The following is a 24,499-nucleotide window of genomic DNA, read 5'->3' on the forward strand; positions in this document are numbered from 1 at the left end:
CCAGAAAATAAAGCGTTTTCAAAAACTGGCAATCGATCAAAAACTGCCCGTTTACGCGGCCTCAGAGGAACGAGTAGAGTAAAGTCGTCCACCGAACTAACTCGGTTCGGGCTGAACCGCGGCAACAATCCGCAAGGATTTTGCATACTAAATCTTCAAATGGGGGTTATGCAATGAGGAAGAAAGCGATTTGGTTATTGTCCATTATTTTGGTTGCATGCGCAGTACTGGCAGGCTGCTCCGGTTCCGGCAACGGGAACGGCGGCGGCGAAGCCGCGAACGATTCAGGCAATTCCGGGCAAAGCGGCGAGAAAGTGAAATTGACGGCCCTTATAACGAAGCATCCGCTTACGAAGCCGCTGGCGGAGATGGAATGGCTGCAGCAGGTGGAGGATGCCGCAGGCGTCGATATCGAATGGCAGGAAATTACGGCGGATTGGGGTCAGAAGAAAGGGACATTGCTGGCCAGCGGCGACGTACCGGATTTGTTTGTTGGGCCGAATGTCATAACGGATGCTGATTTTGCCCAATTTCAAGGCTTGTTCCAAGACTTGAACGGGCTGCTTGAGCAAGCGCCGAATGTGCAGAAGATGTTCGAAGAGAAACCGGAGACGAAGGCGATCGCGACGCAGCGGGACGGGGAAATTTACGGGTTGCCGAAATATCAGAGCTATTGGCCGAATACCGCCAACCGGCAATACATTAACCAGGCTTGGCTGGACAATTTGGGTCTCAGCATGCCGACGACATGGGATGAATTATATCATGTTCTGGTCGCATTTAAGGAAAAGGACGCCAACGGCAACGGGGATCCGAACGATGAGATTCCGATGGACTGGCCGGGCGGAATCGGCGGATACTTTAACCCGGCCGTTCTCCTGGGAAGCATGGGAATTACGCTGGCTTCGGAAGTTAGCGGACAGGGTTATTTCATCGAGGACGGCGGCGTGAAGAACTTCCTCACGGACGACCGTTACAAGCAAATGGTACTGTTCTTGAACAAACTGTACAAAGCGGGCTTGATTAATCCCGAGGTATTCACGCATGACTATACGAAATACCAGGCGGTTGCCCGGGGCGAAGGGGATACGGCAAAGGTCGGCTTTACTTGGGGATGGGTCGCATCGGACAGATTCGGCGAGCAGGTTGCTCCGCAATATGCGTCGATGTCTCCGCTTAAGGTTTCGGCCGGCAGTGCGGAGCAGGTGTCCTGGAGCTACGATTATTACTCTTTGAATTTCGGCGTCAATCATATCGTCATGTCGGCCAAGACAAAAAATAAAGAAGCGGCCATGCGCTTCATCAACGAGCTTTATAACCCTGTTACAGGCATTCAGGCACTGTTCGGTTCGATCGGACCGAACATTAAGGATAACGGAGACGGCACCTATGCCGTACTGCCGCCGCAGGATTCGAAGATGGATCCGGGCACCTGGAAGTGGACATCCACATGGGCGGACAACGGCGCCTTCTATATTTCCGACGGAACCCCATTGACGCTGGGCAAAGATATGCAGGAAGTGCTGACGCAGTCGGAGCCGCTAAGCGGCGTGTTGGAGCAGGTGGATCCTGAGAACGATGTCTATCCGGCCATGTTCATCAAATATTCGACCGCGGACAATAATTCCATGAGTTTGAATAATACGAACGTCATGAATCTGGCGAATACAAGCTTTGCGAAATGGGTGACGAAAGGCGGAATCGAGGCGGAATGGGATACCTACGTGAATGAAAGCAAAAAAGCCGGTTTGGATCAAAATTTGGAGATCATGCAGAAGTATTATGATGAGTATTTGAGCACGAATTAAAAAAACACATGATGGAGGAGGCTGCCTTGTCCTTATTCGGGAAGCCTCTTCCTCTAAGGGAGGATTGCTATGCGCCCAGGATCGATTTTTGGCACCTTCAAACGGGATTATCAATTGTGGATGATGATTGCTCCCGCCATTGCGGTCATATTTATTTTCAACTATATTCCGATGTACGGCGTCCAGCTTGCCTTCCGCGACTATCATTTCAGCAAGGGCCTCACCGGAGGGGATTGGCAGGGGTTATTCTACTTTAAGCAATTCATTGACAGCTATTTGTTCACCGACCTGTTGAAGAATACGTTCTTCATCAGCTTGACTACGATCGTGGTCGGTTTTCCCGCGCCGATCATTCTCGCGCTTATCCTGAATCAAATCCGCAGAAAAAAAATGAAGCAGCTTATGCAGACGACGGTATACTTGCCTCACTTCATTTCGATTATCGTCCTTGTCGGCATGCTCAACGTTCTGTTGTCGCCCGAAACGGGAATCGTCGGCCATATCATGAAGTCTATCGGCCTGGGCCATATCAATTTATTGGCTTCGACCTCAACTTTCATTCCGACGTATGTCCTATCGGATATTTGGCAGCACTGCGGCTGGAACAGCATCATCTATCTCGCCGCGCTGTCAACCGTTGATCCGCAGCTGTACGATTCGGCGAAAATAGACGGGGCCGGAAGATGGCAGACGATCCGCTATATCGATTTTCCGGCGCTTGTCCCGACAATCGTCATCCTGTTTATTCTCAGTATGGGAAATATTCTCAGCACCGGCTTCGAGAAGATTTTCCTAATGCAGAACGCGCTGAACCTCCCCGTTTCGGAGGTCATTGCGACGTATGTATACAAGATCGGAATTATTTCCAACCAATTCAGCTATGCTTCAGCCATCGGTTTATTCAATACGTTAGTTAACTTTATTTTCCTGTTTGCCATGAATGCCATTTCAAAACGCGTTTCCAATACGAGCTTGTTCTAAACCGGCTGCAAAAGGAGGATTGTCCATGATTCGTCAACGCTTGAACGGCGGCGAAATCGCATTCCGGATCGTGTTATCCGCATTATGCGCCTTGATCTTTCTGGCGATAGCATATCCGCTGTATTTTATCGTCATTGCTTCAATCAGCGATTCGACGCTCGTATCGACCGGCAAGGTGCTGCTTCTGCCGAAGGAAATCAGTTTTTTCGGCTATAAGGAGATCTTTCAGGACGAGAGGGTATGGACCGGTTACCGGAATACCGTCTTCTATACGACTGCCGGCACGCTGGTCAATCTGCTCTTCACGCTGCCGGCGGCATATGTGCTGTCCAGGCGCGAATTCCGGGCGAGGCGGTTTATTATGTTCGCCTTTGTCCTTACGATGTTTTTTAACGGCGGCTTGATTCCAACGTATTTGCTGATGAAGGACCTTCACCTGACCAATACGCCGTGGGTGTTCATTCTGCCGTTTTGCGTCAATGTCTTTTATTTGATCATCGCAAGGACCTTCTTCGAATCGACCCTGCCGTCGGAGCTTTATGAGGCGGCGGCCATCGACGGCTGTTCGCATTTCGTTTTCTTCGTTAAGGTAGCTCTTCCTTTGTCCAAAGCGCTTATATCCGTAATCGGGCTGTATTATTTGGTCGGCCATTGGAATGATTTTTTTACGGCATTGATCTATATCCGGGATAACGAATGGAAGCCGCTGCAAATTATTCTCCGGGATATTTTGCTGTCGAATCAGGTGTTCTCGGGGGGCGCGGGCACCGGGGGAGATTCGGGAGGTTACGCGCAGAGGTATGCGGACCAGATCAAATACGGCGTTATTATCGTGTCTACGCTTCCAATTCTGGTGCTGTACCCCTTCCTGCAGAAGTATTTTGAGAAAGGCGTCATGATCGGTTCCATCAAAGGTTAACGCATGCGCTCCAATTCTCAAATCGGTCGGGGGAAGCGTCAACCGTTTACGCGTATTCAACCGCCGGGCACCAGCCTGGCGGTTCGGAGCAGACCGACTCGGCGAATTCGGGGTCTTCCTTGACGAGATCGGCAAAATAGCTGGGTAAAATATGATTGCCGCCGATAGAGCCTATACGGAAGGAACGCATGACTTCTCCCTTTACATGCATGTAATAATAGGTTTGCTTCGTATTCGGCGACTGATACACGAGCGTGGGCAGATGAGGAACGATATCGTATTCGTTCTGAATGCGCCAATGCGTGCCGACGGCAGCGTTATAGGCATTTACAAAAGTAGGGTCGCCGACTCTAGGGGAACCGAACGTGTAGACGATGGGCGATTTGAAGGACGAATTGGAGGCGAGGTCGAATGCAGCCAGCGTGGCGAGCGCTCCGCCCAGGCTATGTCCGGTAACGAATAACGGTTTATCCGACGGCAGCTGTTTCATGATGCTCAGGATTTGACTTCGGGCGGACATATAAATATCCGTGAATCCTTTATGGGTAAGACCGGCATTCTTGACCGGGCGGTACGCCGTTTGCTGCGCGATAAAATCGGATACCCAGTCTACCGCCGAGCCGCTGCCCCGGAAGGCAAGAACGGAAGCGCGATCGGAGGTCAACACGAAGCCGAATCGCTCCTCGCTGTTATCGTAGGCTTTTGCCGTAAATTGATTCGCTAGCCGGTAAGATCGCGGCACAAGAAACAAACCGTCCTTGTTATTGAACTGCATGTACGTTTGTCCACAGACCGCAGCCAAAAACAAAGCGGTCCGAAGATCCGGCTCCTGCGTTCCACGCTTATATTGCAACGTAGTGCCCATGTCATCCCTCCGCTCATACGATTCGCGATCCTATCGATGCAGTATTATATGTTCAGACCGGAAAATGGGTACCTGCGGATAAGTGCTGCAGCAGACGCTTCGAACGAGTCGTTCATGGAAGGATATTGCCTGATAGGATAAAAAATGGACTTCCCTTCTGGAACGCAAGTATAATCAGCATAAGAAATCATTTTCCGGGAGGGAATCATTCATGACTACGCTCAATATTGGGATAGTGGGAACGGGCTGGTTCGGCATGATGCATGCGGAGAAGCTTTCCAAAATCGACGGAGTTAAGGTTGCCGCATTTGAGGCTACCAGCCAGGAGAAGGCTGACCGCGCGGCGCAGAAATTCGAAGGAGCGCGCGGCTACGATTCCATTCACCAAATGCTGGATGACCGCAAGCTGGATGCGGTATACATATGCGTGCCGCCGTTCGCTCACGGGGAAATCGAAACCGCGCTTATCGAGCGCGGCATCCCTTTCCTGGTGGAGAAGCCGATCGGCATAGACGAGCAGGTTCCGTCCGCTATTCTAAAGGGAATTGAAACGAAGCGGCTGATTACGTCCGTCGGCTACCATTTCCGTTACATGGACGGTACGGAACGAGCGAAGGAATTGCTTCGGGAACGTACCGTCGGCATGGCGCTCGGCTACTGGATGGGATCGATGCCGGGCGTGAGCTGGTGGCGCAGGATGGAAGGCTCCGGCGGCCAATTCGTCGAGCAGACGACGCACATCGTCGATTTGCTCCGGTATACGGCCGGAGAGGTTACCGAGGTTTACGCCGCTTATGGCGACCGGATTATGAGCGGCAAGCAGGATGGGGTTGCCGTTCCCGATGTTGGGACGGTTACGCTCAAGCTTGCTTCGGGCGCAGTCGCGACCATCAGCAACACATGCGCTATTCCGGCGGGCGACCGGACCGGCTTGCATATTTATACGGACAAAGGCGTGTTAGAGCTGGGGCACGGCGGGTTGACGGACATAGAAGCAGGCCGCAGAACGGAATATGCCAATCGCGCCAATCCATACGAGCTCGAGAACGAAGCGTTTCTTCATGCGGTTAAGACGGGGGACGCTTCGCGGATACGCTCCACCTACGCAGACGCTTGGCTTACGCACCGGGTCACGATAGCCGCGAATGAGTCGGCGCGTACGGGACTTCCGGTGAAGCTTTAAGGGCTGGCTGCGACCTCCTTTCAATATAAGATCGGGACTAGAAACAAGAAGCAGCGATGTCAGGATATCCCTGATAATCGCTGCTTTCTAGTTATGCGTCATTAAAAATGGCGGATAAGCGGGATTTCCCGCGTCATAGAACTTTATCCGTAACCTTTCAGCCGCGTTTTTTTCTGCGGGAGAGCGGTTCGTTGCCTGTGGACTCATCGGCTGTCCGCTTCGGCGCGACCGGCCGCCGGGCGGCCTTCCTCTTGCCGGTACGGCTGGATCTGGAAAGCATACCGCCATCCCCGACGATTTCCTGCGGCTTCCGGCCGTTTAATAAATCGCCGGTCCAGCCCTTCTTCCACAGCCATATATAGATCACGACGGTGATGACGGCTACAACCGTGATCATGACGGCAAACCCCCACGGTTCGTCTTTCCACGGCAGGTTGATAAAGTTAGAGCCCCACAGCGAACTGATGATCGTCGCCGGCAGAAACAGCACCGTAAATATCGTTAACGTCTTCATAATATCGTTGCCGCGAAAGCTTGCGATCGCGTCGTCCATCGAGATAAGCGTATCGATCTCTAAGGCGTAATGCTTAAGAAGCGCATCGATCCGCTCCAGCTTATGCGTGATTCGTTTGAAGGCGTCCGTATCGGCAAGGACCTCCATGAACGCCTCTTTGGCGGCTCCGTGAAGCTCCCTGACCGGGATGAAGAGGTGGCTCCAGTGGAGCAGGTCGTACCGCCTCTCGAAGATGACGTCGATTAGGCCGGTTCTGTTCGCTTGGCGCATTGCGGCCTCCAGATCGCCTAACCGGGATTCGAATCCGTCAAGTCCTTCGTGGAATGTCTCAAGAATGATGCTTAGCATGACGAATAAACCTTCGGGAGCGGTACCGCATCCGGTTAATTTCGTTTCATGCTCTTCGGATTGCAGCCGGAGCGGCAGACGGAAATCGTCATGCATCGTCAGCAGCTTCTTCCGCGACAGCCAGAAGTGAAAGGGCTGAACGTCCGTCTGGTCTTCGGAAACCTGAAACATCAGCGTACCGTAGAGCAAATGACCCGACTCCTGACTTTCTCCGATCGTTATTTGGTTTGTCCGCCTGCCTGCGCACTCATCGATCCAGGAGGCCGTTTCCGGGAAGGCGCGTTTCAGTTCGTCCGCCTGTCCCTGCGCCGCTTCCTGCTCTTTTTTTGCGGCGGCGTGGCTCGCTCTCAGCTCTTCGCGCGCAGAAGCCGCAAGCTTCCTGCTTTTTTTTCTGCTGGGCATAGGTTCTTGCCGAACAGCTTGCTGCTTTGCCAGCTGCAGTACATGCCATTCCCATCCTGAGGGATAGCGAAGCATCCGATGGATCATCGCTTTGCCTCCTGCTTGTCCGTTATTTTCCAATATCTATTCCTCCATCATAACCTGAACGGCAATGATGTACAACCTGAAGGCCGGATAAGTCAAATCTTTCGAAATGACATGTCTGAGATATGCGGCATGCGATTTGTTCCGACATATTTAGGGTATACCAAGAGTGTCTGGGGCATAGGATGCAGCCAAAGAAAGAATGAAGATCAGTTTTCGATAAAATTGTTATTGCCTGCGAACGAAGTGGGTTTTTCTTGCGAGAACGAGGGAGGATGACAAGATGACTAGAAAAATTGGCATATTCGATACGGAACAGCAAGCGATAAATGCCATTCAGCAACTGGAACAGGCAGGGTTTGTGCAAGGCGAGCTGCAGGTTCTTGCCAAGGACTCCGAGCATTCACGGCGCATTGAAGCGGAAAGCGGCGTGCATGCCGACGAGCTTCGCGAATTGGAAGATACGTCGGATGAGAGGCAGGGTCTCGGCCGTATGGGCATGGCGACCGCCGCCGGATTCGGCACTCCCGGCGCAACGGCCGCCTACGGAATTACCGGGTATGGAACATCAGTTCTATTCGGAGGCGTGTTTCCATCAGTCGCAGCCGCTCTATTCAATGGGAACGAACACGATGCGGCTCTGCATTCGCTGGGGCTCGATGACGATGAGGCGCAGCTATGCCATCAAGCGCTGCAGAACGGCTCCGTGATCGTCATCGCCCGTACCGACGAGAGCAAATCGCTGTTGGACAAGGAGGACGGTCCCGATTTATCCCGGCTGAGCAAAGCCGAGGCTATATTCCGCCAATACAACGCCAAAGCGATTGCTTCGGGAGTCTAGCTTGTTCCTCTCCGGATGGTCCAACAATAAAGCCTCATTCCAGCTGCAGCGTAGGAGCCGACAGCCGGTGAGGCTTTTTCTCAAATTCAAGAACATTCGGAGTAAACGGTTGGCGTCCTCCGACAAGGATTATTCCGCGCCGACGAGCGTACGGCGGCCAAGTCCGATGATCCCGGCTAACGGATGGGTTTCACCGCAGATGCGATCCCGCAGCAGCTGCGCGGCCAGCATGCTGTAGACCGTGCCGTTACCCCCGTAGCATAGACAGTAATATACATTTCTCCAAGCCGGATCCTCGCCGATGAACGGGAGGTTATCCCGGGATTCCCCGAAGGGGGCGCTCCATTCATATTCAATTGGGGCGGAGAGCCCGGGAAACATCTTCTGCAGCCGCAGCATCAGCGTATTGCTTCTGGCCCGGAGAGCCCGTTCGTCGTGCACCGGCAGTCCCAATGCCTCATCCAGCCCGCCTATTATGACACGCTTATCGCCGGTCGTGCGCATATACGTGTAGGGACGGGCCGTTTCCCAAATGAGAAAACGCTCGTGCCAGCTTTGAAGATCGGGCTGCACTCCCGTTACCATAACAAAAGTGCGGTTCATATTCGTTTTGATCAGCTTGCCGCGAAGCTCGTCCTGCTCGTAACCGACCGCGTAGACGACATGCTCGGCTTCGATCACATAACCTTCGGCTGTCTGAAGAAGATGAATGCCGTTCGGGAGGGTCTCGTGCTTCGTTACGTCGGTATGCTCATATATTTCGAGTCCTTGCCGGAAGGCGTCATTTGCCGCTGTATTAACGAATTTATATGGATTGATCTCGGCATCCCCGTGAGCGACGATCGCCCCGGGCTTACGGAAAGGGAATCGGGCGGCGATGTCGTCGCTTGACCAGAATTCCACATCGAAGCCGAAGGCTTGGAGCGTCTCGTACTCGTGCCTCAGCTTGCTCAGCTCCTGCTCGCTTGAAGCGTATAGAAGACTGCTTCTTTTTCTTAATTCAACGTCATGCGACAAACCTGACGCTATCGATGCGAGCTTGTTGACGCTGTCGCGGCAAGCTTTGTAGAGGACGACGGCATCGCGCTCTCCGATCTGCATGATGAGATCGGTCAGCATAATGTCGTTCGAACATTGCACCAGCCCGGTGCTCGCCAAGGTAGTCCCGCCGGCGATGCGTCCGCGGTCGAGCATAATAGCAGAGAGGCCGCTGCGGACAAATACATAGCTGCAGACCGCCCCTGACATTCCTCCGCCGATGACCGCTACCTTTGTTTTTCTATTTTGCCTCAGCGGCTCATATTGGTTCGTATTTTTTAGCGTACCCGGCCAAAACAGGTTTCCGGCGTGCAGCTCCGTCATCAATATCACTCCCAAAGGTAGTATTGCCCGCTTTTTCGAAAATGAAGCTTGTAGCGGACGATATGGCATGCAGGAGAGGCGGCGGTGCCGGCTGTCTTAAAGGCTACTCGTCCTGGCTTCTCATCGCTTCGCGGTAAGCGGTCGGAGACTGGCCGTGCAGCCTGCGGAATTGCTTGGAGAAATACAGGGCGTCCTGCAGGCCGACGGAGGCGGCGATCTGTTCGACGGTCAGCTCAGGACGCTCGCGCAGCATGCGGCGGGCCGTATCGATGCGAAGCTTGAGCAGGAAGGTGACCGGAGAGACGCCGGTGCGTTGCTTGAACAAACGAGACAAATAAGCGCGGTTGTACCCGAGCGATTCTGCCATTTGTTCAATGGAGACGGGATGGGCGTATTGGGTTGACAAGTAATGGGCGACCTGCTGCAGCAGCCGGTCGCTCTCCGCTTGTCCCGTCCGCGGCGCTCCGTCATCTTGAGGGAGAAGCTGCGTTTTATATTCAGCCATCAGAAGATGAAGGTAGCCTGCCGCCTTCATATCCGCCGCCGCGCCTCCGCCGCGGAACGTATCGTAAATCCGGCGGAATAATACGCCTGCTTTCCGCCACTTCGCCAGCCGGACGACCTGCTGCCCCGAACGGAAGCCGGCCCCGGCCGTCAGCTCCGCCGAATTCGTGCCGTTAAAAGCGACCCAGCGGTAGCGCCAGGGCTCATCGCCGTCCGATTCATAGCTGATCAGCTGCTCCGGCTCGATCAGAAAGGTATCGCCCGCTTGCAGTTCATGTCTGTTGCCTTCGCATATAAATACGCCTTTGCCGCCCAGAACGATATGCATTAAATAGAAGTCATAGACCTTCGGACCCAGGCGGTGGAGCGGCTTCGTCTGGCTCTCTCCGGCAAACAGCACATTCAACGGGCTGTTCCCGCCTTGCGTGATAACCGGGTTCGAGGCTACGCGGTACATATCCTGCTGCATTGTACTTTACACCTGCTTTATATTCGAATGAAAATCAGTCGTTCCAGCGTTTTTACTTATCATAGCATGTCTGAATCCTTACTGAGAAGTCACATAAATCCATATAATAAGCACTTAGCGCCATTTCGTTTCGGATCGGGTTCCCGTATACTGTAAATGAAATCGGCGACGCACTATATTGATAAAAAGGAACGTGATAGCAAATGGCAAACATTGAGGCGCTAACACAGCAATTTATACAGCAGTACGGCGGAGAGGCAGGCGATATCGCCGTATTTCACGCTCCGGGCCGCGTTAATTTGATCGGCGAGCATACGGACTATAACGGCGGATACGTTTTTCCGGCCGCGTTAACCTTCGGGACTACGCTTCTTATCCGCAAACGTCCGGATCACAAGCTCGGTCTGGCAACGACAAACTTCCCGGCAAAGAAGCAATTCTCGCTTGATTCGATCGTTTACGATGAGGCGGACGACTGGATGAACTACCCGAAGGGGATCGTGAACGAGCTTCAGCAGAGCGGAGTGGCGTTCAAGAACGGCTATGACCTGCTGTACCACGGTGAAATTCCGAACGGATCCGGCTTGTCTTCCTCCGCGTCTATCGAGGTGGTCACCGCTTATGCGCTTCTGACGCTCGAAGGGCTGCCTGCGGATACGGTCAAAATCGCGCTGCTGGCGCAGAAGTCCGAAAACGAGTTCAACGGCGTCAAATGCGGCATCATGGACCAGTTTGCGGTTGCGAACGGCAAGAAGGACCATGCGATTCTTCTGATGTGCGATACGCTGGAATATGACCTCGTGCCGTTCCAATCCGGGCGCTACAAGCTGGTCATCGGCAATACGAATAAACGCCGCGGCCTGGTCGATTCCAAATATAATGAGCGCCGCAGCCAATGCGAGCAGGCCGTTGCAGACCTGCAGACTGCCTTCCCGGATTTGAAGCTGCTCGGTCAACTCAGTCTGGAGCAATTCAATTCCGCCAAGCATCTGATCAAGGACGAAACGGTGCAAAGGCGCGCTCAGCACGTCGTAGAAGAGATCGACCGCGTTCTGCAATCGATCAAAGCGCTTAAAGCGAACGATCTTGAGCAGTTCGGCCGGTTGATGAACGGCTCGCATGATTCGCTGCGCGATCTGTATGAAGTGACGGGCGACGAGCTTGACGCGATGGTAGCGGCAGCCCGCCAGGTGCCGGGCGTGCTCGGCTCGCGTATGACGGGAGCCGGCTTCGGAGGCTGCACCGTATCGTTGGTCCATGAAGACAGCGTGGAGGCATTCCAAGAAGAGGTCGGCCGCAAATATAAAGAAGCAACCGGCTTGACCGCTGATTTCTATGTCTGCACCATCGGCAACGGCGTTGAACAACTCGCGTAAATGTTAACCCATCACAAAAATAAGCACTGGAGAGGGGAAATCATTCATGGCAGTACTCGTAACTGGAGGAGCAGGCTATATCGGTTCGCATACGGTCGCGGCGTTATTGGAACGCGGCGAAGAGATCGTTGTGGTCGACAATTTACAGCAGGGCCATAAGAAAGCATTGCTTGGAGGCAAGCTCTATGAAGGCGACCTTCGCGATGCGTCGTTTATGGATACCGTGTTTCAAGAAAATAAGATTGACGCCGTCATACATTTCGCGGCAAATTCGCTTGTCGGCGAGAGCATGAAGGACCCGGGCAAATATTATCACAACAATGTATTCGGAACGCTTTGCCTGCTGGAGAAGATGAATGAGCATAACGTTCGCAAAATCGTATTTTCGTCTACCGCGGCCACATACGGCGAGCCGGAAAATGTGCCGATCGACGAATACGACCGCACGCTTCCGACGAACGCTTACGGCGAAACGAAGCTCGCGATGGAAAAAATGATGAAGTGGTTCGACATCGCCCACGGCATCAAGTTCGTCTCGCTGCGTTACTTCAACGCGGCAGGCGCGCACGAAAGCGGACGGATCGGCGAGGATCACAACCCGGAAACGCATCTGATTCCGATCGTGCTGCAGGCAGCCCTCGGACAACGGCCGCATATCTCGGTATTCGGCGAGGATTACGAGACGCCGGACGGCACTTGCATCCGCGACTACATTCACGTCAGCGACCTTGCGGACGCTCACGTCCTGGCGGTAGACCGTCTTCGCACCGGCGCAGACAGCTCCATCTATAATCTCGGCAACGGCACCGGCTTCTCGGTGAAGCAGGTCATCGACATCGCCCGCGCCGTAACCGGCAGAGAGATTCCGGCCGTCATGGAAGCCCGCCGCCCGGGAGATCCCGCCGTGCTGGTCGCATCCTCGGATCGCGCCCGCCGGGAGCTTGGTTGGAAGCCGAAGCGCGACAAGCTGGAGGATATCGTCAAGAGCGCTTGGAGCTGGCATGAAGCGAATCCTCAAGGCTATAACGACAAGTAGCTGAAGCGAAAGGAGCAATTACCCGTGGCAAACGAACAACAAATGCCTTCAGCAAACGAAACGCTGCTTCTGATCGAGCGGCTGCTGCAATTCGCGAAGCAGCGCAAGTTTATTCAGGAGTTGGATATGAACGCGGCGCGCAACGCGCTGCTTGACTTATTTCATTTCACCGAGCCGGGAGAAGCCCCGGTTCCCGAGGAACGATTGGAAAGCCCGGTATCGCTTCTCGAGCCGCTTCTCGATTACGGTTATTCGATCGGCCTTATTCCGGACAATACAACGACCTACCGGGATTTGCTTGATGCCCGCATTATGGGACTGCTGATGCCGCGGCCATCCGAAGCGCATGCCGAATTCCATCGCACCGCGCAAGCGGAGGGGCTGAAGGCGGCGACCGACGCGTTCTACCAGCTGAGCATCGATTCCAACTACATTCGGATGGACCGGATCAGGAAGAACCGATATTGGCTTCATGCTACGGATTTCGGCAGCCTGGAGATTACGATCAACCTGTCGAAGCCGGAGAAGGACCCGAAGGAAATCGCTTTGCTGAAGACGATGCCGCAGGCTAGATATCCGAGATGTCTGCTGTGCGCGGAGAACGTAGGATACGCGGGACGTCCGGATCATCCGGCCCGGCAAAATCTCCGCGTGCTGCCTCTGACGCTGCAAGGAGAACAGTGGTACTTCCAATATTCTCCTTACGTGTATTACAATGAGCACAGCATTATTTTCAAAGGCGCGCATGAGCCGATGGCGATTTCCCATATGTCGTTTGCGAGGCTGCTCGACTTCGTAGAGCAATTCCCGCATTATTTCATCGGCTCTAACGCCGACCTGCCGATCGTCGGCGGTTCCATCCTGAGCCACGATCATTTCCAGGGAGGACGCCATGTATTCCCGATGGAGGCGGCTCGGACGGAGCAAGCCTTTACCGATCCGAAGCTTCCGGGCGTACGATTCGGGATTGTCAAGTGGCCGATGTCGGTCGTTCGCGTGAACGGCACCTCGAAGGGCGACGTTCACCGGGCGGCATGCCGCCTTCTTGACGAATGGCGGGGATACAGCGATGGATCGGCGGACGTGCTTGCCTTCACGGAGCAGGAGGACGGAACACGCACGCCGCATAACACCATCACGCCAATCGCAAGGCTGCGAGACAACGGCGAATATGAAATCGATCTGGTGCTGCGCAACAACAGAACAAGCGACGAGCATCCGGACGGCATATTCCATCCGCATCGGCACCTGCATCACATTAAGAAAGAAAACATCGGTTTGATCGAAGTCATGGGCCTGGCCGTTCTGCCGGGACGCCTAAAGGATGAGCTGGAGCAAATCGCCGCTTATCTGACGGGAGAGTCCACGGCATCGGCGGAAGAGCTGCGCAAGCCTTCGCATCCGCTGCATAAGCATGCGGAGTGGCTGCTTTCCCTGATCGGCCGGTTCGGCACGGACTGCCCGGCCGAGCAGTCTCAGGAAATCGTTCAAGCCGAGACGGGCTGGAAGTTTCTGGATGTGCTGAAGGACGCTGGCGTGTATAAGCGCACGGCGGAAGGTCAGGCGGCATTCGAGAGATTTCTGACGGCGATCGGACTGCAGCGCGCATAACGAATAGGAACCTCCTCAGGCGTCGTTCAGCGCGCAAGGAGGTTCTCTTTTTATAAATATAAGACCTCTGACCGGCAATCGACTGGCGTTTCTGCCCGATCAATCGCAATTTAAAAAGTGAAATTATATTAATTTGTAAACAGCCGAAATTTATGGTATTTTTTATATGATAAACAAAGCTAATATGCAAATGTAAGTCGGAATTATTGTTTCATCTTATACTTTGCGTTTATTTCAAAATAATTATCGGAGGGGTATGAAATGTCCGAAAAAATGCTGCCGTTGGATGATTTTTTGCAGCTGAACACTGATGAGCAGGTTGAGAAGCTAAAGCGTTGGAAGATGGATTATACGCTTAAGGATATTCGCGAGGCATGGAATTTTAAGCACTCGGCGCAATATTACATGCTGTTGAAGAAGCTGCGGATTTACGAAAGAGTCGTGAATAAGTCTGATAAATTTTATCCGGTGCAAGAGCAATTATTGGCTCAATCGAGCGGAAGCGGGGAGCGCGGCTGGAGAGGACAGGGTAACTACGCCGACCGTAAGCTGCCTTCGGACAGCTTCGATTATCATTTGAATACGACGTTAAGCGGCTCTGACTTGGCCGATAAGCTGGAACGAATCGCTTATTTCCTGAAAGGCGAGAATAAGGACGTATCCATCAAGCTGTCGATAACCGCAGTTGAGCCGCAGGAAGAAGGGCAGGAATAAACGGAAGAACCGGGTCGCGGCGCCTATGCCGCAATCCGGTTCTTCTTCCGTCTCATGACTAAAGTTCCAGGCTTGATCCATGAATTAGAAAAGAAATGTCGAATACTGGCATAATTTAACTTTTAATATCTTTATAGCAATTACGCTTGCGAGCGCAGCTTGCCAAGCTCGGACACGAGCGCCTCAACCTCGCTGATGCTAAATTTTTCTTTCGAGGCAACGATCTCATACAGCTCCTTAATATCCTCATACTGCTCCACCTTGAAGTGGGAGGCCTGCATAGCGGCGGCAGAAGCCATCTTCAGCTTCGTCTTTATTTCATCGATCATGAAAGCGATATTTTCTACGGATTGCGTTTGCAAATGGTTCATGGTGCGCCTCCTAAAAATGGAATTCGTTCCGGTTCATTTTTGTTATTGTACCATGTTTCAATGAACAATACCCGCAAATTGAACCTGGGCCTGAAATTCGATACAATGACAGAGTAACGAGCCAATTAAACATTTTATCATATAGGGCAGGTGCAGGAACGACGGAACAGAGGTTTGAGAGTGAATTGAAGCAGTTTCTCGCATCGGTGGCGGAAGCCCATGCGGATCGCAGCAAAATCATAGTTGTTTGTATAGGAAGCGACCGTTCGACCGGGGATTCGTTTGGCCCGCTGACAGGAACGATGCTGAAGGAGCTGGGCTGGCCGAACGTGATCGGCACGCTGGAGAAGCCGTGCGACGCGCATGCCGTGGAGCGTGAGACGCTTGAGCTTCGGGAGGATCACGTCGTGATCGCGATCGACGCTTGTCTTGGCCAACAAAAATCGGTGGGCAGCTTTATTCTGGCCGACAAACCGCTTCAGCCAGGCAAAGCAATCGGCAGGCGGCTGCCTGCAATCGGACATTACAGCATAGCAGGCGTCGTTAATAGGAACGGTCCGAAGGCGTACTGGAAACTGCAGACGACCTCGCTTTTTCTCGTACTGCAAATGGCAAAGGAAGCGGCGTTAGCCATACATACCGCCTGGAGCGGAAGCCCGGAGCGAACGCTGGCGGGCAATCCGGATACACGAATACGAATCATCTAAAGGAGTGGGCAAGAAATGAGCAGAGAAGAAGTTACCGTCCAATCGATTGCGCAGCGCAAGCTTCGGCTGAATAACGGAGTCGAGCTGGCATATTACGATTCGCATGCGGAGGACGGCGGAGCGGCTGACGGAATAGCCGATGTCGTAGTCCTGCTGCACGGTTATTGCGGAAGCTCGGCTTACTGGGAGCCTATTCTGGATGAGCTGGAGCCTTCAGTCCGCATTATTGCCCCGGACTTAAGAGGCCACGGGCTCAGCTCGTCACCGGGCGACGACACGTACACGATGGAATTGTATGCGGATGATATCGCTTCCATGCTGATCCAGCTGCAAATCCATAATGCCATTATGCTCGGACATTCGCTGGGCGGATATATTACGCTTGCCTTCGCCCAGAGATACGGCAAGAAGCTGTCGGGCTTCGGCCTGATTCACTCGACCTCTCTTGCGGATAGCGACGCTGCCAAGCAGAATCGCGATAAGGCGGTTGCCGCGCTGCAGACAGACGGCGTAGAAGCTTTTGTCGGAGGACTGATTCCGAAATTGTTCGCGCCGGGCAACGCTGAAGCGATGGAGGGAGAGATCGAACAGGCGATACGGATCGGATACGGGACCTCTCTTCAGGGGGCAATCGCGACGGCGAAGGGCATGAAAGCGCGGGTTAACCGCTCGCATGTCATTGAGAGCTCTTCGCTGCCCGTCCTGCTCGTCTCCGGTGAGAGCGATCAACTCATTCCGAAAGAAAGCACCTTTGCCGCGGTTAACGCTGCGACGAAGCAGGTGTCGCTTGCAGGCGCAGGCCATATGGGGATGGCGGAACAGCCGAAGGAGATGGCATCGGCTATCCTCGGTTTCGTCAAGCAGATTCGCGGTTAGTGAACCGGAGAGGGAGTGGAGTCCGTTGTTCCAGCGCGATTATTTCATGAGAATGATCGAACAGATGACCGAAGCCGTCGGACAAATTATGAATTTAAGGCGGCAGCGCAAGCATGAGGAGGCTCTGCTCTATATTGACGACCTGCTCGAGAAGCGGTTTCGTCTGAGCAGCAAGCTCGTCCGATCTTTATCCGACGAGGACCTTATGAAGATGATGACGACGAACGGCGTAGCGGAAACCGGCCAGTTGGAAGCAATCGCCGTATTGACCGCGCAAGAAGCCCGGCTTTACGATGACCTGCGGCGCGTCGATGAAAGCTATGCGGCAGGCTTAAAGGCGCTGCAGCTGTTCGTGCGGCTGTCTCTGCTTGGAGCCGAACCGGCCATTATGGATCCGCGCGAGCAGATCGGGAAGCTGCTGAAGAAGCTGAGTCCATATGAGCTTCCCGTACCGACAAAGCGGCTTCTGATCGAATGGCATGAAGCGGAAGGGCAGTATGATTTAGCGGAAAATATAATGCATGAGCTGTTGGAAGACCGCGAGTTGAACCCGGAAGAGGCGGAAGAGGTTTATCGCCGGATGCTGCTGCAAAGCGACGAACGGCTGAGGGCTGGAGGCTTGCCGCGCGAAGAGGTCGAGCAGGCGCTTCAGGCATTGGCAAAGGGATAAATATACGCTGCGAATAAGAGTAGGAGTGAAGCATGCAGGATGACAGAGCAATGGCAGCAAGATATAGAGAAATGGATGAAGGGCGGAGAGCTGCTGCAGGCAACTTTAAGCCAGCTGAAGAGGAAGGACGGCGACGCCTCTCCCAAGACCGTCGTACGCCCTATTCAGTTGAAGAACGGGCTGCATTTTCAGTTCGAGTATCATTTTGCGAATAAGGTTACGCATGAGAATGTAACGGCAGCCGGGGCGGCGGGCCGGTTGATCGATCTGTTGTCTGGGCATTACCGTCAAGCGCTTCTTAAGACGCCGGAGGCGGACGTGCAGCTGCTGTTCAGCAAAAAAGGGAAGGCTTCCGTCCTCACCAAGGCTCCTAGCGGAGGCGCGCGCCCGCTCAGCCTGGAGCACAACCGGCAGAAGCAGCGCGTGCTTGAAGAGGGCAAAGCGGCCCCTTTCCTGGTCGAGCTTGGCATTATGACCCCCGCAGGGCTGGTCCATGCGAAGAAGCAGGACAAGTATCGGCAAATTAACCGTTTCCTTGAAATGGTTACCGACGTGCTTGCATATTTACCTATGGACCGCGAGCTGACGATTGTGGATTTCGGCTGCGGAAAATCTTATTTAACGTTTGCGCTCTATCATCTCCTGGCGGTTGAACAGCAGCGTAAAATCAATATTATCGGCCTTGATTTGAAAGCGGACGTCATCGCATTCTGCTCGGAGCTTGCCGGGAAGCTCGGATATGACCGGCTCAGGTTCCTTGTAGGAGACATTGCCGATTACGAAGAGCTTCAGTCCGCCGATATGGTGGTCACGCTGCATGCTTGCGATACGGCGACGGATGCCGCCCTGGCGAAAGCGGTCAATTGGGGGGCATCGGTCATTATGTCGGTTCCTTGCTGCCAGCATGAGCTGTTCAAGCAAATAAGCAATGACACGCTGGCGCCGATCTTGTCGCAAGGACTGCTGAAGGAGCGCTTTGCCGCGCTTGCGACCGATGCGGCCCGAGGCACGCTGCTGGAGGCGCTGGGCTACAAAGTCCAGATGCTGGAGTTCGTTGATCCCGAGCACACGCCCAAAAATCTGCTGATCCGCGCGGTGAAGAATGAAAAACATGCCTTTTCTGCGAAAAAGTGGGAGCAGTATGAGCGGTTCCGCGAGCTCTTGCAGATTACTCCTTCGCTGGAGAGCATGCTGTCCGATCAATGGCCGGGATAGCCCAAAATAAGCGGGCCAGCGCAAAATAGGCAATTGTCGATACATTTAACATTTGCTACAATGGATTAAGAAGGCTATCAAATGAATGGGTGAACCGTATTGGAATGGATGATCTGGCTAGACTTTAGTATGTTTCTAGTGCTGCTCGGCTTGTTTTTCTACGTGTTTGCTTCTAGCTCCGTTACGGTACTGCACCGAATCTATTTATTGCTTCATATCATCTTTATGATATGGCCTCTTTTTCAGTTTATCTCGCAAACAACATCCTCGGATATATTCAGAAATTTCTACCTGACCGTATCATATATCGATCTCTCTTTACTTGGTATAGGGTGGTTCGTATTTATCGTCTTTCTCACCGGCCAGTCGTATGTCATACGAAAGAGCCGGTTGTTCATTTTGTCGATACCGGCGCTGATCTCGGTTGCAGTCGTTCTTATTAACCCGGATGATCTTTTTCTCAGGCTAAGCGAGCAGCAGGATTCCTTCAAGCAGCTCCAGCACGGTCCGTTGTACTGGGTCATGATTGCGCAGCTGCTGCTCTATATGGCGGTATCCGTTATTATTATGCTGCACCGGCTGCGCGGCGATGTTTCGGACAGGCAGCGGACGCTTATCAGGACGGCAATGACCGGCATGTTCACGCTTTTGATGTTCTCCCTTTCGGATTTATTTATGAACGTGCTGCTCACGGATTACCTCACGCGTTATATCCCGCTGATTTCTGTCGGCATGGTTTTTGCCGCCGTCTATTTGGTTCATGCCATTGGGCGCAACAAGGTGTTCGATATCATCCAGATGGTTCAACGCGATGTGATGAATACGATGTCAATGGGCATCATCGTGCTGGATGAGAACAATACGATCATCGAAGTGAACAAAGCGATCAAGCCGATTATAAGACTGCGGGTCGGAGATAAATTTAACGCCGCCGTCGTTGTCTCTCAGTTCAAGGGAGAGACGGCCAAGGAGCTGGAAGCATTCTTCGGGGAGGAGCGGAAACGTCCGCACGAGCGGCTGGAATTCGAGCTGACCATCGAAATGGACCCGTACCGCCACGTTATCGTACAGTCGGCTCCGATCCTGAATCACCGCAAAGCGATAGTCGGGCGAGTGCTCACCTTCCAGGACGTCACGGAGCTGAGGCTGCTGGTCGAGGAAACGAACATGCAGAACGAACAGCTTCAGGACCGGAACCGCGATCTGCTCATTATGCAGGACGAGCTGTTCCAGGCGAACAAGAAGCTGGAGCATATGGCGATTACGGACGGGCTTACCGGCTGCTATAATCGCCGCTATCTGCTGCATAAGCTGGAGCAGGAGATCGTCACGAATATCCGGTACGGCATTCCTTTCTCGATCTTTTTGTTCGATCTGGATTACTTTAAGTCGATTAACGATACATACGGTCATTTAGTCGGTGACGAGGTGCTGTGCAGCACGGTCGATGTCGTCCGCAGGGCGCTTCGCCTGACCGACGTGCTGGCGCGGTACGGCGGTGAAGAATTCACCGTATACTTGCCGCATACCAACCGGGACCAGGCGGATATGATCGCGCAAATGGTCATGGAATCGGTGGAACAGAACAAAGTGTTTACGGGCACAAGCGAACAGGCATTAAGCGTAACGATCAGTATGGGGGTCATCTCCATCGAGCATTTCGAGCCTTCTGATCTCGACGATCCGAAAGCTTTTTTGAGAGAGCTGCTATCGCAGGCCGACGCGGCGCTGTATGAAGCGAAATACAGCGGCCGCAATAAGATTGTCAAGCGAAAGCTTGCCTAGTAGCCTGAACCAACCTGTTCAGGCTATTATTCTTGCATGTTAACGAATAGAAAGCCGACATTATTTCTGATAGAATAGGGACATCCGGTTGCGACGCTATAACGATAGAAGGCGGGAACGAAATCTAATGAGAAAAGTGCAAATTGGAATGGTCAAACCCGGTGATAAAATAGCGAAGCCCATTTTTCAGGAAAACGGCAACGTGCTTCTTGGCGAAGGCGTTGAACTGAATGCCCGGTATATCGATCGTCTCGCCAATATGGGGATCGATTTTTTATTCATTGAGGATGGTATGACGGAAGACCTGATTCCCGAGGACGCCATTCGCGATGAAGTCCGTAAAAAAGCGGTCGACACCATTTATAAAACGATGAATTCCTTCCAAGACCAGGCCGTATCGAAGAACCGGACGATCGCTCCGGATATGGGACGCAGCTTTCGGGCGATTTTCGGAGAAATTATGCAGGACTTGGCGACCAGGCCGAATATCCTTGTCAACTTAACAAGCATCCATGCAATGGACGCATACTTATTTCAGCACTCCTTTAACGTAGCGGTGCTCGCAGGCATTATGGGCATCGCCAAGGGCTATAACCGCAACCAGCTGGAGGAGCTTGGCATCGGCGCCTTGCTATTTGATATCGGGATGACCAAAGTTCCGCAAAAGCTGCTGACCCATTCGGGTCGCCTGAAGGAGGAAGAACTTCGGCTCGTCCAAAACCATACCAAGGAAGGCTTCGATATTTTACGGAAGTATCACGATATATCGATTGTCTCCTCGCATTGCGCGCTGCAGCATCATGAGCGCTTCAACGGAACCGGATATCCGCGCGGTCTGAAGGGGAACGAAATTCATATGTACGCCCAAATCGTCGGCATTGCGGATACGTTTGACGCATTGACATCGCCGCGGCCGCACCGTAAGCGGCATACGGCTAACGAAGCGATCGAGTTCCTGTTCGCTGCCGGCGGGACGTACTTCGATATCGAATTGATAAAGCTCTTTTGCAAGCATATCTCGATTTATCCGATATCCACGTCGCTGCTGCTCAGCACGGGCCAGGTCGGCGTCGTATCGGAAAATAATGAGCTGGCGGTACATCGGCCGCGCGTGCGCATCATTATGGAGAAGGATGGAACGCAGCCGAAAGAGCCGTACGAGATCGAGCTTAAGGACGAGCTTTATATTACGATCGTAAAAGAGCTCTAGCACGAATGAGATGAAAAAAGATTCGACCTGGGAGCCTGACCAGACCGTTCCTCATAGGCTTGCATATGTTAATGTATATGCGGGAAGGAGGAATGACATGGCTGCCGGTCATCGGGTCAAACCGTTATATTACGGACCTAAGGGCAAGAAAAAGGTAATAAGGAGGACGGCTAAAGCCGGTACGCTTCAGAACGGACCGACTTTAAACCGGCTGACGGTATTGTGGGTGAACAATAACGGGGTTCCCTTCGATACAACCGGCTTTAACGCGGCGTTGTACAGAGGCGGCATACTTGTGCAGACCGCTCGTTTCGACCGCTTCGGCGTCGTTTTTTTCAGTTTGGTAGGCACGCTTACGACCGTATCCTATACGATTCAGCTGTATGACAATGCAGGCAGAGTGTTCCGGCAAAGCACGATTCCGGCAGGTGTAGAGGCGTTTGCGGTTATCGGTTGATTTTTCTGAAAACCTCCCAGGTGGGCGGCGGTCATGCCGTTTGCCGGGGAGGTTTAATTTTTGCATGAAGGGAACTTCCTTTAAAAATGATAGTGTTTAAGGTAAAATAATGAGAAATAGAACGATAAGGGGCGTGCGTTCGCATGGGGGCATTACAGCACCACAAGCTGTCGAAGCTGGAGGTGCTGCGAAGAGTGCTGTTTATAACGCTTGGAGCGGTTCTCGTTTCGGTAGGTCTGGAAATTTTTCTCGTACCCAATCACATTATTGACGGCGGTATTGTCGGAATTTCCATTATGGCATCCCATTTGTCAAAAATTCCTCTCGGTCTCTTTTTATTCGTATTAAATCTTCCTTTTCTGTTTCTTGGCTATAAGCAAATCGGCAAGACGTTCGCGCTCTCAACGCTTTATGGCGTAAGCGTCATGTCGATCGGCACGTTTCTGCTTCATCCGGTCCCGCCGCTAACGGTAGAGCCGTTCCTCGCGGCGATATTCGGCGGCGTCGTATTGGGTGTCGGCGTCGGCTTGGTCATCCGTTTCGGAGGCTCGCTGGACGGCACCGAGATTGTCGCCATATTGTTTAACAAGCGCCTTCCCTTATCGGTTGGCGAAACCGTTATGTTCTTGAATTTATTCATTCTCGGCAGCGCGGGTTTCGTGTTCGGCTGGGATCGGGCGATGTTTTCGCTCATCGCCTATTACATCGCTTACAAAATGATTGACGTGACGATCGAAGGCTTCGACGAATCGAAGTCCGTATGGATCATAAGCGAGGAAGCGAAAGAGATAGGCGCGGCCATCATGAGCCGCCTTGGCCGAGGCGTCACGTATTTGCACGGAGAGGGCGGATTTACGGGCGGGAGCAAGCATGTTATTTTTTGTGTCATTACCCGGCTTGAGGAGGCTAAGCTGAAATCGATTGTCCATGAGCTTGATCCCGCGGCCTTCCTCGCGGTCGGAAATATTCACGATGTGAAGGGCGGACGGTTTAAGAAACGGGATATTCACTAATGCTGATAGCAGGGGATTCGCGAGGAAACATGACGGATTAAGGATTTCGTTTTGAAGGGGATAAACGTTTTGGATGAATTTACGCGTATTCACCACTGGACGGCCGCGCGGCAAACGGCGGATTGGCAGCGGAAGAAAGGGGTTATCGTCGGCATTGGCGATGATGCCGCCGTTGTTGATCCGACCGCCGCGGCGGATGGCATAGCGGAGCCGAAGCGGCTGCTGCTGGCGGTCGACACGATGGTGGAGACCGTCCACTTCAAGCAGGCGACGATGCGGGATGAGGATGTCGGCTACAAGGCGCTGGCCGCCAACATCAGCGATATCGCCGCGATGGGGGGCGTGCCGCTGCATGCGCTCGTATCGGTCAGCGTACCGCCGTCATACGGGCCGGAGCGGATGCGCCGGCTGTATGACGGGCTGTACGAGTGCGCCGAGCGCTACGGGGTTGCCGTTGCGGGCGGCGACACGACGTCGTCGCCGGAGCATCTGGTTGTCGCGGTAACGGTGACGGGAACCGTGGAAGCGGGGCGTGAGCTGCGGCGCTCGGGGGCTATGCCGGGCGACGCGGTGTTCGTTACCGGCGCCGTCGGCATGTCGGCGGCGGGGCTGCACGCGCTGCTGACCCGGGAGGGGGAGGCGGCGCATAGGGGCAATCCGGATGTGCATGCCGAGGAGATAAGCGAGGCTGCTGCCAGGGATTGCGGTCTGGCGCATAGCCAGCTGAAGGGGCTCGTGCTGGCGCACCAGCGGCCGAGTCCCTCTGTGAGAGCAGGCCGCCTGCTGCTCGGGAGCGGCGCGTGCCGCTCCTTGAACGATGTGAGCGACGGGCTTGCCAGCGAAGCGTGGGAGCTTGCGGAAGCGTCAGGTGTCCGCTTGACGCTGATCGAGAGCTTGCTGCCGAAGAGCGGCAGCCTTGCCGCTTATGCGGCGGGTACAGGCATGGATCCGCTGGAGTGGATGCTTTACGGCGGGGAGGATTATTGCTTGCTCGGAACGATTGCGGCAGAGGAAGCGGAGAAGATGCGGGACGTTTTTTATACGGAGGGCATTCCATTCTTTATTATAGGGGAAACCGATGCGGGAACGCCTGGCGTAGAACTGAAAGGCTACAGCGGGAAGAAGATTGAGCTTCGCAAACGCGGATATAATCATTTTAGGCCATGAACGGGTGAACA

23 protein-coding genes are annotated in these 24,499 nt (G+C 53.5%); 18 read left to right on the plus strand and 5 right to left on the minus strand.

Annotated features, from left to right (window positions below; translation table 11 throughout):
* Window positions 1-173: 173 nt before the first annotated feature.
* From H581_RS0106805 to H581_RS0106815, 3 genes are all read left to right on the plus strand, one after another.
* Entirely contained in the window at window positions 174-1,808 is a 1,635-nt protein-coding gene (locus tag H581_RS0106805) for an ABC transporter substrate-binding protein (protein ID WP_028609358.1), read from the plus strand.
* A gap of 69 nt (window positions 1,809-1,877) precedes the next feature.
* A complete protein-coding gene (locus H581_RS0106810) occupies window positions 1,878-2,789 on the plus strand; it encodes an ABC transporter permease (RefSeq protein WP_028609359.1) in 912 nt (303 codons plus the stop codon).
* 25 nt (window positions 2,790-2,814) lie between these two features.
* Window positions 2,815-3,708, plus strand: a complete 894-nt coding sequence (locus H581_RS0106815) for a carbohydrate ABC transporter permease (RefSeq protein ID WP_028609360.1) — start codon at window positions 2,815-2,817, stop codon at window positions 3,706-3,708.
* Window positions 3,709-3,754: 46 nt separating this feature from the next.
* Here H581_RS0106815 and H581_RS0106820 read toward each other — a convergent pair whose 3' ends face one another.
* Window positions 3,755-4,573 (minus strand): lipase family protein, encoded by an 819-nt coding sequence (locus H581_RS0106820; RefSeq protein ID WP_036718018.1) that lies wholly within the window; start codon window positions 4,571-4,573, stop codon window positions 3,755-3,757.
* A gap of 211 nt (window positions 4,574-4,784) precedes the next feature.
* On the opposite strand from H581_RS0106820, the gene H581_RS0106825 reads away from it, so the two are divergent.
* Window positions 4,785-5,756, plus strand: a complete 972-nt coding sequence (locus H581_RS0106825; RefSeq protein WP_028609362.1) for a Gfo/Idh/MocA family protein — start codon at window positions 4,785-4,787, stop codon at window positions 5,754-5,756.
* 157 nt (window positions 5,757-5,913) lie between these two features.
* Here the strand turns inward: H581_RS0106825 and H581_RS33280 are convergent, their stop codons facing one another.
* The gene (locus H581_RS33280; protein WP_051250506.1) at window positions 5,914-7,140 is read right to left on the minus strand and encodes a magnesium transporter CorA family protein; all 1,227 of its coding nucleotides are present in this window, start codon (window positions 7,138-7,140) and stop codon (window positions 5,914-5,916) included.
* A gap of 247 nt (window positions 7,141-7,387) precedes the next feature.
* Between H581_RS33280 and H581_RS0106835 the strand changes: the two genes are divergently transcribed.
* Entirely contained in the window at window positions 7,388-7,945 is a 558-nt protein-coding gene (locus tag H581_RS0106835) for a general stress protein (RefSeq protein WP_028609363.1), read from the plus strand.
* A 129-nt stretch (window positions 7,946-8,074) separates the two neighbouring features.
* On the opposite strand, the gene H581_RS0106840 is transcribed toward H581_RS0106835, so the two are convergent.
* Both H581_RS0106840 and H581_RS0106845 read right to left on the minus strand, forming a co-directional pair.
* Window positions 8,075-9,307, minus strand: a complete 1,233-nt coding sequence (locus H581_RS0106840) for an NAD(P)/FAD-dependent oxidoreductase (protein ID WP_028609364.1) — start codon at window positions 9,305-9,307, stop codon at window positions 8,075-8,077.
* 103 nt (window positions 9,308-9,410) lie between these two features.
* The gene (locus H581_RS0106845) at window positions 9,411-10,280 is read right to left on the minus strand and encodes an AraC family transcriptional regulator (protein ID WP_028609365.1); all 870 of its coding nucleotides are present in this window, start codon (window positions 10,278-10,280) and stop codon (window positions 9,411-9,413) included.
* 203 nt (window positions 10,281-10,483) lie between these two features.
* Between H581_RS0106845 and H581_RS0106850 the strand changes: the two genes are divergently transcribed.
* The 4 genes from H581_RS0106850 to H581_RS0106865 all read left to right on the plus strand — a co-directional run bounded on the left by H581_RS0106850 (window position 10,484) and on the right by H581_RS0106865 (window position 15,017).
* Window positions 10,484-11,656, plus strand: coding sequence for a galactokinase (locus H581_RS0106850; RefSeq protein ID WP_028609366.1), 1,173 nt, complete (start codon window positions 10,484-10,486; stop codon window positions 11,654-11,656).
* Window positions 11,657-11,702: 46 nt separating this feature from the next.
* Window positions 11,703-12,692 carry a UDP-glucose 4-epimerase GalE gene (gene galE / locus H581_RS0106855; RefSeq protein ID WP_028609367.1) on the plus strand — a complete coding sequence of 330 codons (990 nt, stop codon included), beginning with the start codon at window positions 11,703-11,705 and terminating at the stop codon, window positions 12,690-12,692.
* Window positions 12,693-12,734: 42 nt separating this feature from the next.
* Window positions 12,735-14,303, plus strand: coding sequence for a UDP-glucose--hexose-1-phosphate uridylyltransferase (locus H581_RS0106860; RefSeq protein WP_028609368.1), 1,569 nt, complete (start codon window positions 12,735-12,737; stop codon window positions 14,301-14,303).
* A 261-nt stretch (window positions 14,304-14,564) separates the two neighbouring features.
* A complete protein-coding gene (locus H581_RS0106865; RefSeq protein ID WP_028609369.1) occupies window positions 14,565-15,017 on the plus strand; it encodes a hypothetical protein in 453 nt (150 codons plus the stop codon).
* Window positions 15,018-15,157: 140 nt separating this feature from the next.
* Here H581_RS0106865 and H581_RS0106870 read toward each other — a convergent pair whose 3' ends face one another.
* Window positions 15,158-15,388: a DUF1128 domain-containing protein gene (locus tag H581_RS0106870; protein ID WP_028609370.1), complete on the minus strand. Its 231-nt coding sequence runs from the start codon at window positions 15,386-15,388 to the stop codon at window positions 15,158-15,160.
* A 131-nt stretch (window positions 15,389-15,519) separates the two neighbouring features.
* Here H581_RS0106870 and yyaC point away from each other — a divergent pair, with 131 nt between their 5' ends.
* The 9 genes from yyaC to thiL all read left to right on the plus strand — a co-directional run bounded on the left by yyaC (window position 15,520) and on the right by thiL (window position 24,488).
* Window positions 15,520-16,095 carry a spore protease YyaC gene (yyaC, locus tag H581_RS33285; RefSeq protein ID WP_051250507.1) on the plus strand — a complete coding sequence of 192 codons (576 nt, stop codon included), beginning with the start codon at window positions 15,520-15,522 and terminating at the stop codon, window positions 16,093-16,095.
* A 15-nt stretch (window positions 16,096-16,110) separates the two neighbouring features.
* Window positions 16,111-16,971, plus strand: coding sequence for an alpha/beta fold hydrolase (locus tag H581_RS0106880; RefSeq protein ID WP_051250509.1), 861 nt, complete (start codon window positions 16,111-16,113; stop codon window positions 16,969-16,971).
* A 25-nt stretch (window positions 16,972-16,996) separates the two neighbouring features.
* Window positions 16,997-17,641, plus strand: a complete 645-nt coding sequence (locus H581_RS0106885; RefSeq protein ID WP_028609372.1) for a DUF6483 family protein — start codon at window positions 16,997-16,999, stop codon at window positions 17,639-17,641.
* 39 nt (window positions 17,642-17,680) lie between these two features.
* Window positions 17,681-18,856: a class I SAM-dependent methyltransferase gene (locus H581_RS0106890; RefSeq protein WP_028609373.1), complete on the plus strand. Its 1,176-nt coding sequence runs from the start codon at window positions 17,681-17,683 to the stop codon at window positions 18,854-18,856.
* A gap of 108 nt (window positions 18,857-18,964) precedes the next feature.
* The gene (locus H581_RS0106895) at window positions 18,965-20,641 is read left to right on the plus strand and encodes a histidine kinase N-terminal 7TM domain-containing diguanylate cyclase (RefSeq protein ID WP_051250511.1); all 1,677 of its coding nucleotides are present in this window, start codon (window positions 18,965-18,967) and stop codon (window positions 20,639-20,641) included.
* A gap of 127 nt (window positions 20,642-20,768) precedes the next feature.
* A complete protein-coding gene (locus H581_RS0106900; protein WP_028609375.1) occupies window positions 20,769-21,851 on the plus strand; it encodes an HD-GYP domain-containing protein in 1,083 nt (360 codons plus the stop codon).
* Window positions 21,852-21,948: 97 nt separating this feature from the next.
* Window positions 21,949-22,308 (plus strand): hypothetical protein, encoded by a 360-nt coding sequence (locus tag H581_RS0106905; RefSeq protein ID WP_028609376.1) that lies wholly within the window; start codon window positions 21,949-21,951, stop codon window positions 22,306-22,308.
* A gap of 143 nt (window positions 22,309-22,451) precedes the next feature.
* On the plus strand, window positions 22,452-23,321 hold the full coding sequence (locus H581_RS0106910) for a YitT family protein (protein WP_028609377.1): 870 nt from the start codon (window positions 22,452-22,454) through the stop codon (window positions 23,319-23,321).
* 69 nt (window positions 23,322-23,390) lie between these two features.
* Entirely contained in the window at window positions 23,391-24,488 is a 1,098-nt protein-coding gene (gene thiL, locus H581_RS0106915; protein ID WP_028609378.1) for a thiamine-phosphate kinase, read from the plus strand.
* The last annotated feature ends 11 nt before the right edge of the window (window positions 24,489-24,499 follow it).

Source organism: Paenibacillus harenae DSM 16969 (assembly GCF_000422465.1).
Lineage (GTDB): Bacteria > Bacillota > Bacilli > Paenibacillales > Paenibacillaceae > Pristimantibacillus > Pristimantibacillus harenae.

What these genes read in the sequence shown, in the direction of transcription:
- H581_RS0106805 (WP_028609358.1), top strand. Translation starts at nt 174, where the DNA reads ATGAGGAAGAAAGCGATTTGGTTATTGTCCATTATTTTGGTTGCATGC.
- H581_RS0106810 (WP_028609359.1), top strand. Translation starts at nt 1,878, where the DNA reads ATGCGCCCAGGATCGATTTTTGGCACCTTCAAACGGGATTATCAATTG.
- H581_RS0106815 (WP_028609360.1), top strand. Translation starts at nt 2,815, where the DNA reads ATGATTCGTCAACGCTTGAACGGCGGCGAAATCGCATTCCGGATCGTG.
- H581_RS0106820 (WP_036718018.1), bottom strand. Translation starts at nt 4,573, where the DNA reads ATGGGCACTACGTTGCAATATAAGCGTGGAACGCAGGAGCCGGATCTT.
- H581_RS0106825 (WP_028609362.1), top strand. Translation starts at nt 4,785, where the DNA reads ATGACTACGCTCAATATTGGGATAGTGGGAACGGGCTGGTTCGGCATG.
- H581_RS0106835 (WP_028609363.1), top strand. Translation starts at nt 7,388, where the DNA reads ATGACTAGAAAAATTGGCATATTCGATACGGAACAGCAAGCGATAAAT.
- H581_RS0106840 (WP_028609364.1), bottom strand. Translation starts at nt 9,307, where the DNA reads ATGACGGAGCTGCACGCCGGAAACCTGTTTTGGCCGGGTACGCTAAAA.
- H581_RS0106845 (WP_028609365.1), bottom strand. Translation starts at nt 10,280, where the DNA reads ATGCAGCAGGATATGTACCGCGTAGCCTCGAACCCGGTTATCACGCAA.
- H581_RS0106850 (WP_028609366.1), top strand. Translation starts at nt 10,484, where the DNA reads ATGGCAAACATTGAGGCGCTAACACAGCAATTTATACAGCAGTACGGC.
- galE (WP_028609367.1), top strand. Translation starts at nt 11,703, where the DNA reads ATGGCAGTACTCGTAACTGGAGGAGCAGGCTATATCGGTTCGCATACG.
- H581_RS0106860 (WP_028609368.1), top strand. Translation starts at nt 12,735, where the DNA reads ATGCCTTCAGCAAACGAAACGCTGCTTCTGATCGAGCGGCTGCTGCAA.
- H581_RS0106865 (WP_028609369.1), top strand. Translation starts at nt 14,565, where the DNA reads ATGTCCGAAAAAATGCTGCCGTTGGATGATTTTTTGCAGCTGAACACT.
- H581_RS0106870 (WP_028609370.1), bottom strand. Translation starts at nt 15,388, where the DNA reads ATGAACCATTTGCAAACGCAATCCGTAGAAAATATCGCTTTCATGATC.
- H581_RS0106880 (WP_051250509.1), top strand. Translation starts at nt 16,111, where the DNA reads ATGAGCAGAGAAGAAGTTACCGTCCAATCGATTGCGCAGCGCAAGCTT.
- H581_RS0106890 (WP_028609373.1), top strand. Translation starts at nt 17,681, where the DNA reads ATGACAGAGCAATGGCAGCAAGATATAGAGAAATGGATGAAGGGCGGA.
- H581_RS0106895 (WP_051250511.1), top strand. Translation starts at nt 18,965, where the DNA reads ATGATCTGGCTAGACTTTAGTATGTTTCTAGTGCTGCTCGGCTTGTTT.
- H581_RS0106900 (WP_028609375.1), top strand. Translation starts at nt 20,769, where the DNA reads ATGAGAAAAGTGCAAATTGGAATGGTCAAACCCGGTGATAAAATAGCG.
- H581_RS0106905 (WP_028609376.1), top strand. Translation starts at nt 21,949, where the DNA reads ATGGCTGCCGGTCATCGGGTCAAACCGTTATATTACGGACCTAAGGGC.
- H581_RS0106910 (WP_028609377.1), top strand. Translation starts at nt 22,452, where the DNA reads ATGGGGGCATTACAGCACCACAAGCTGTCGAAGCTGGAGGTGCTGCGA.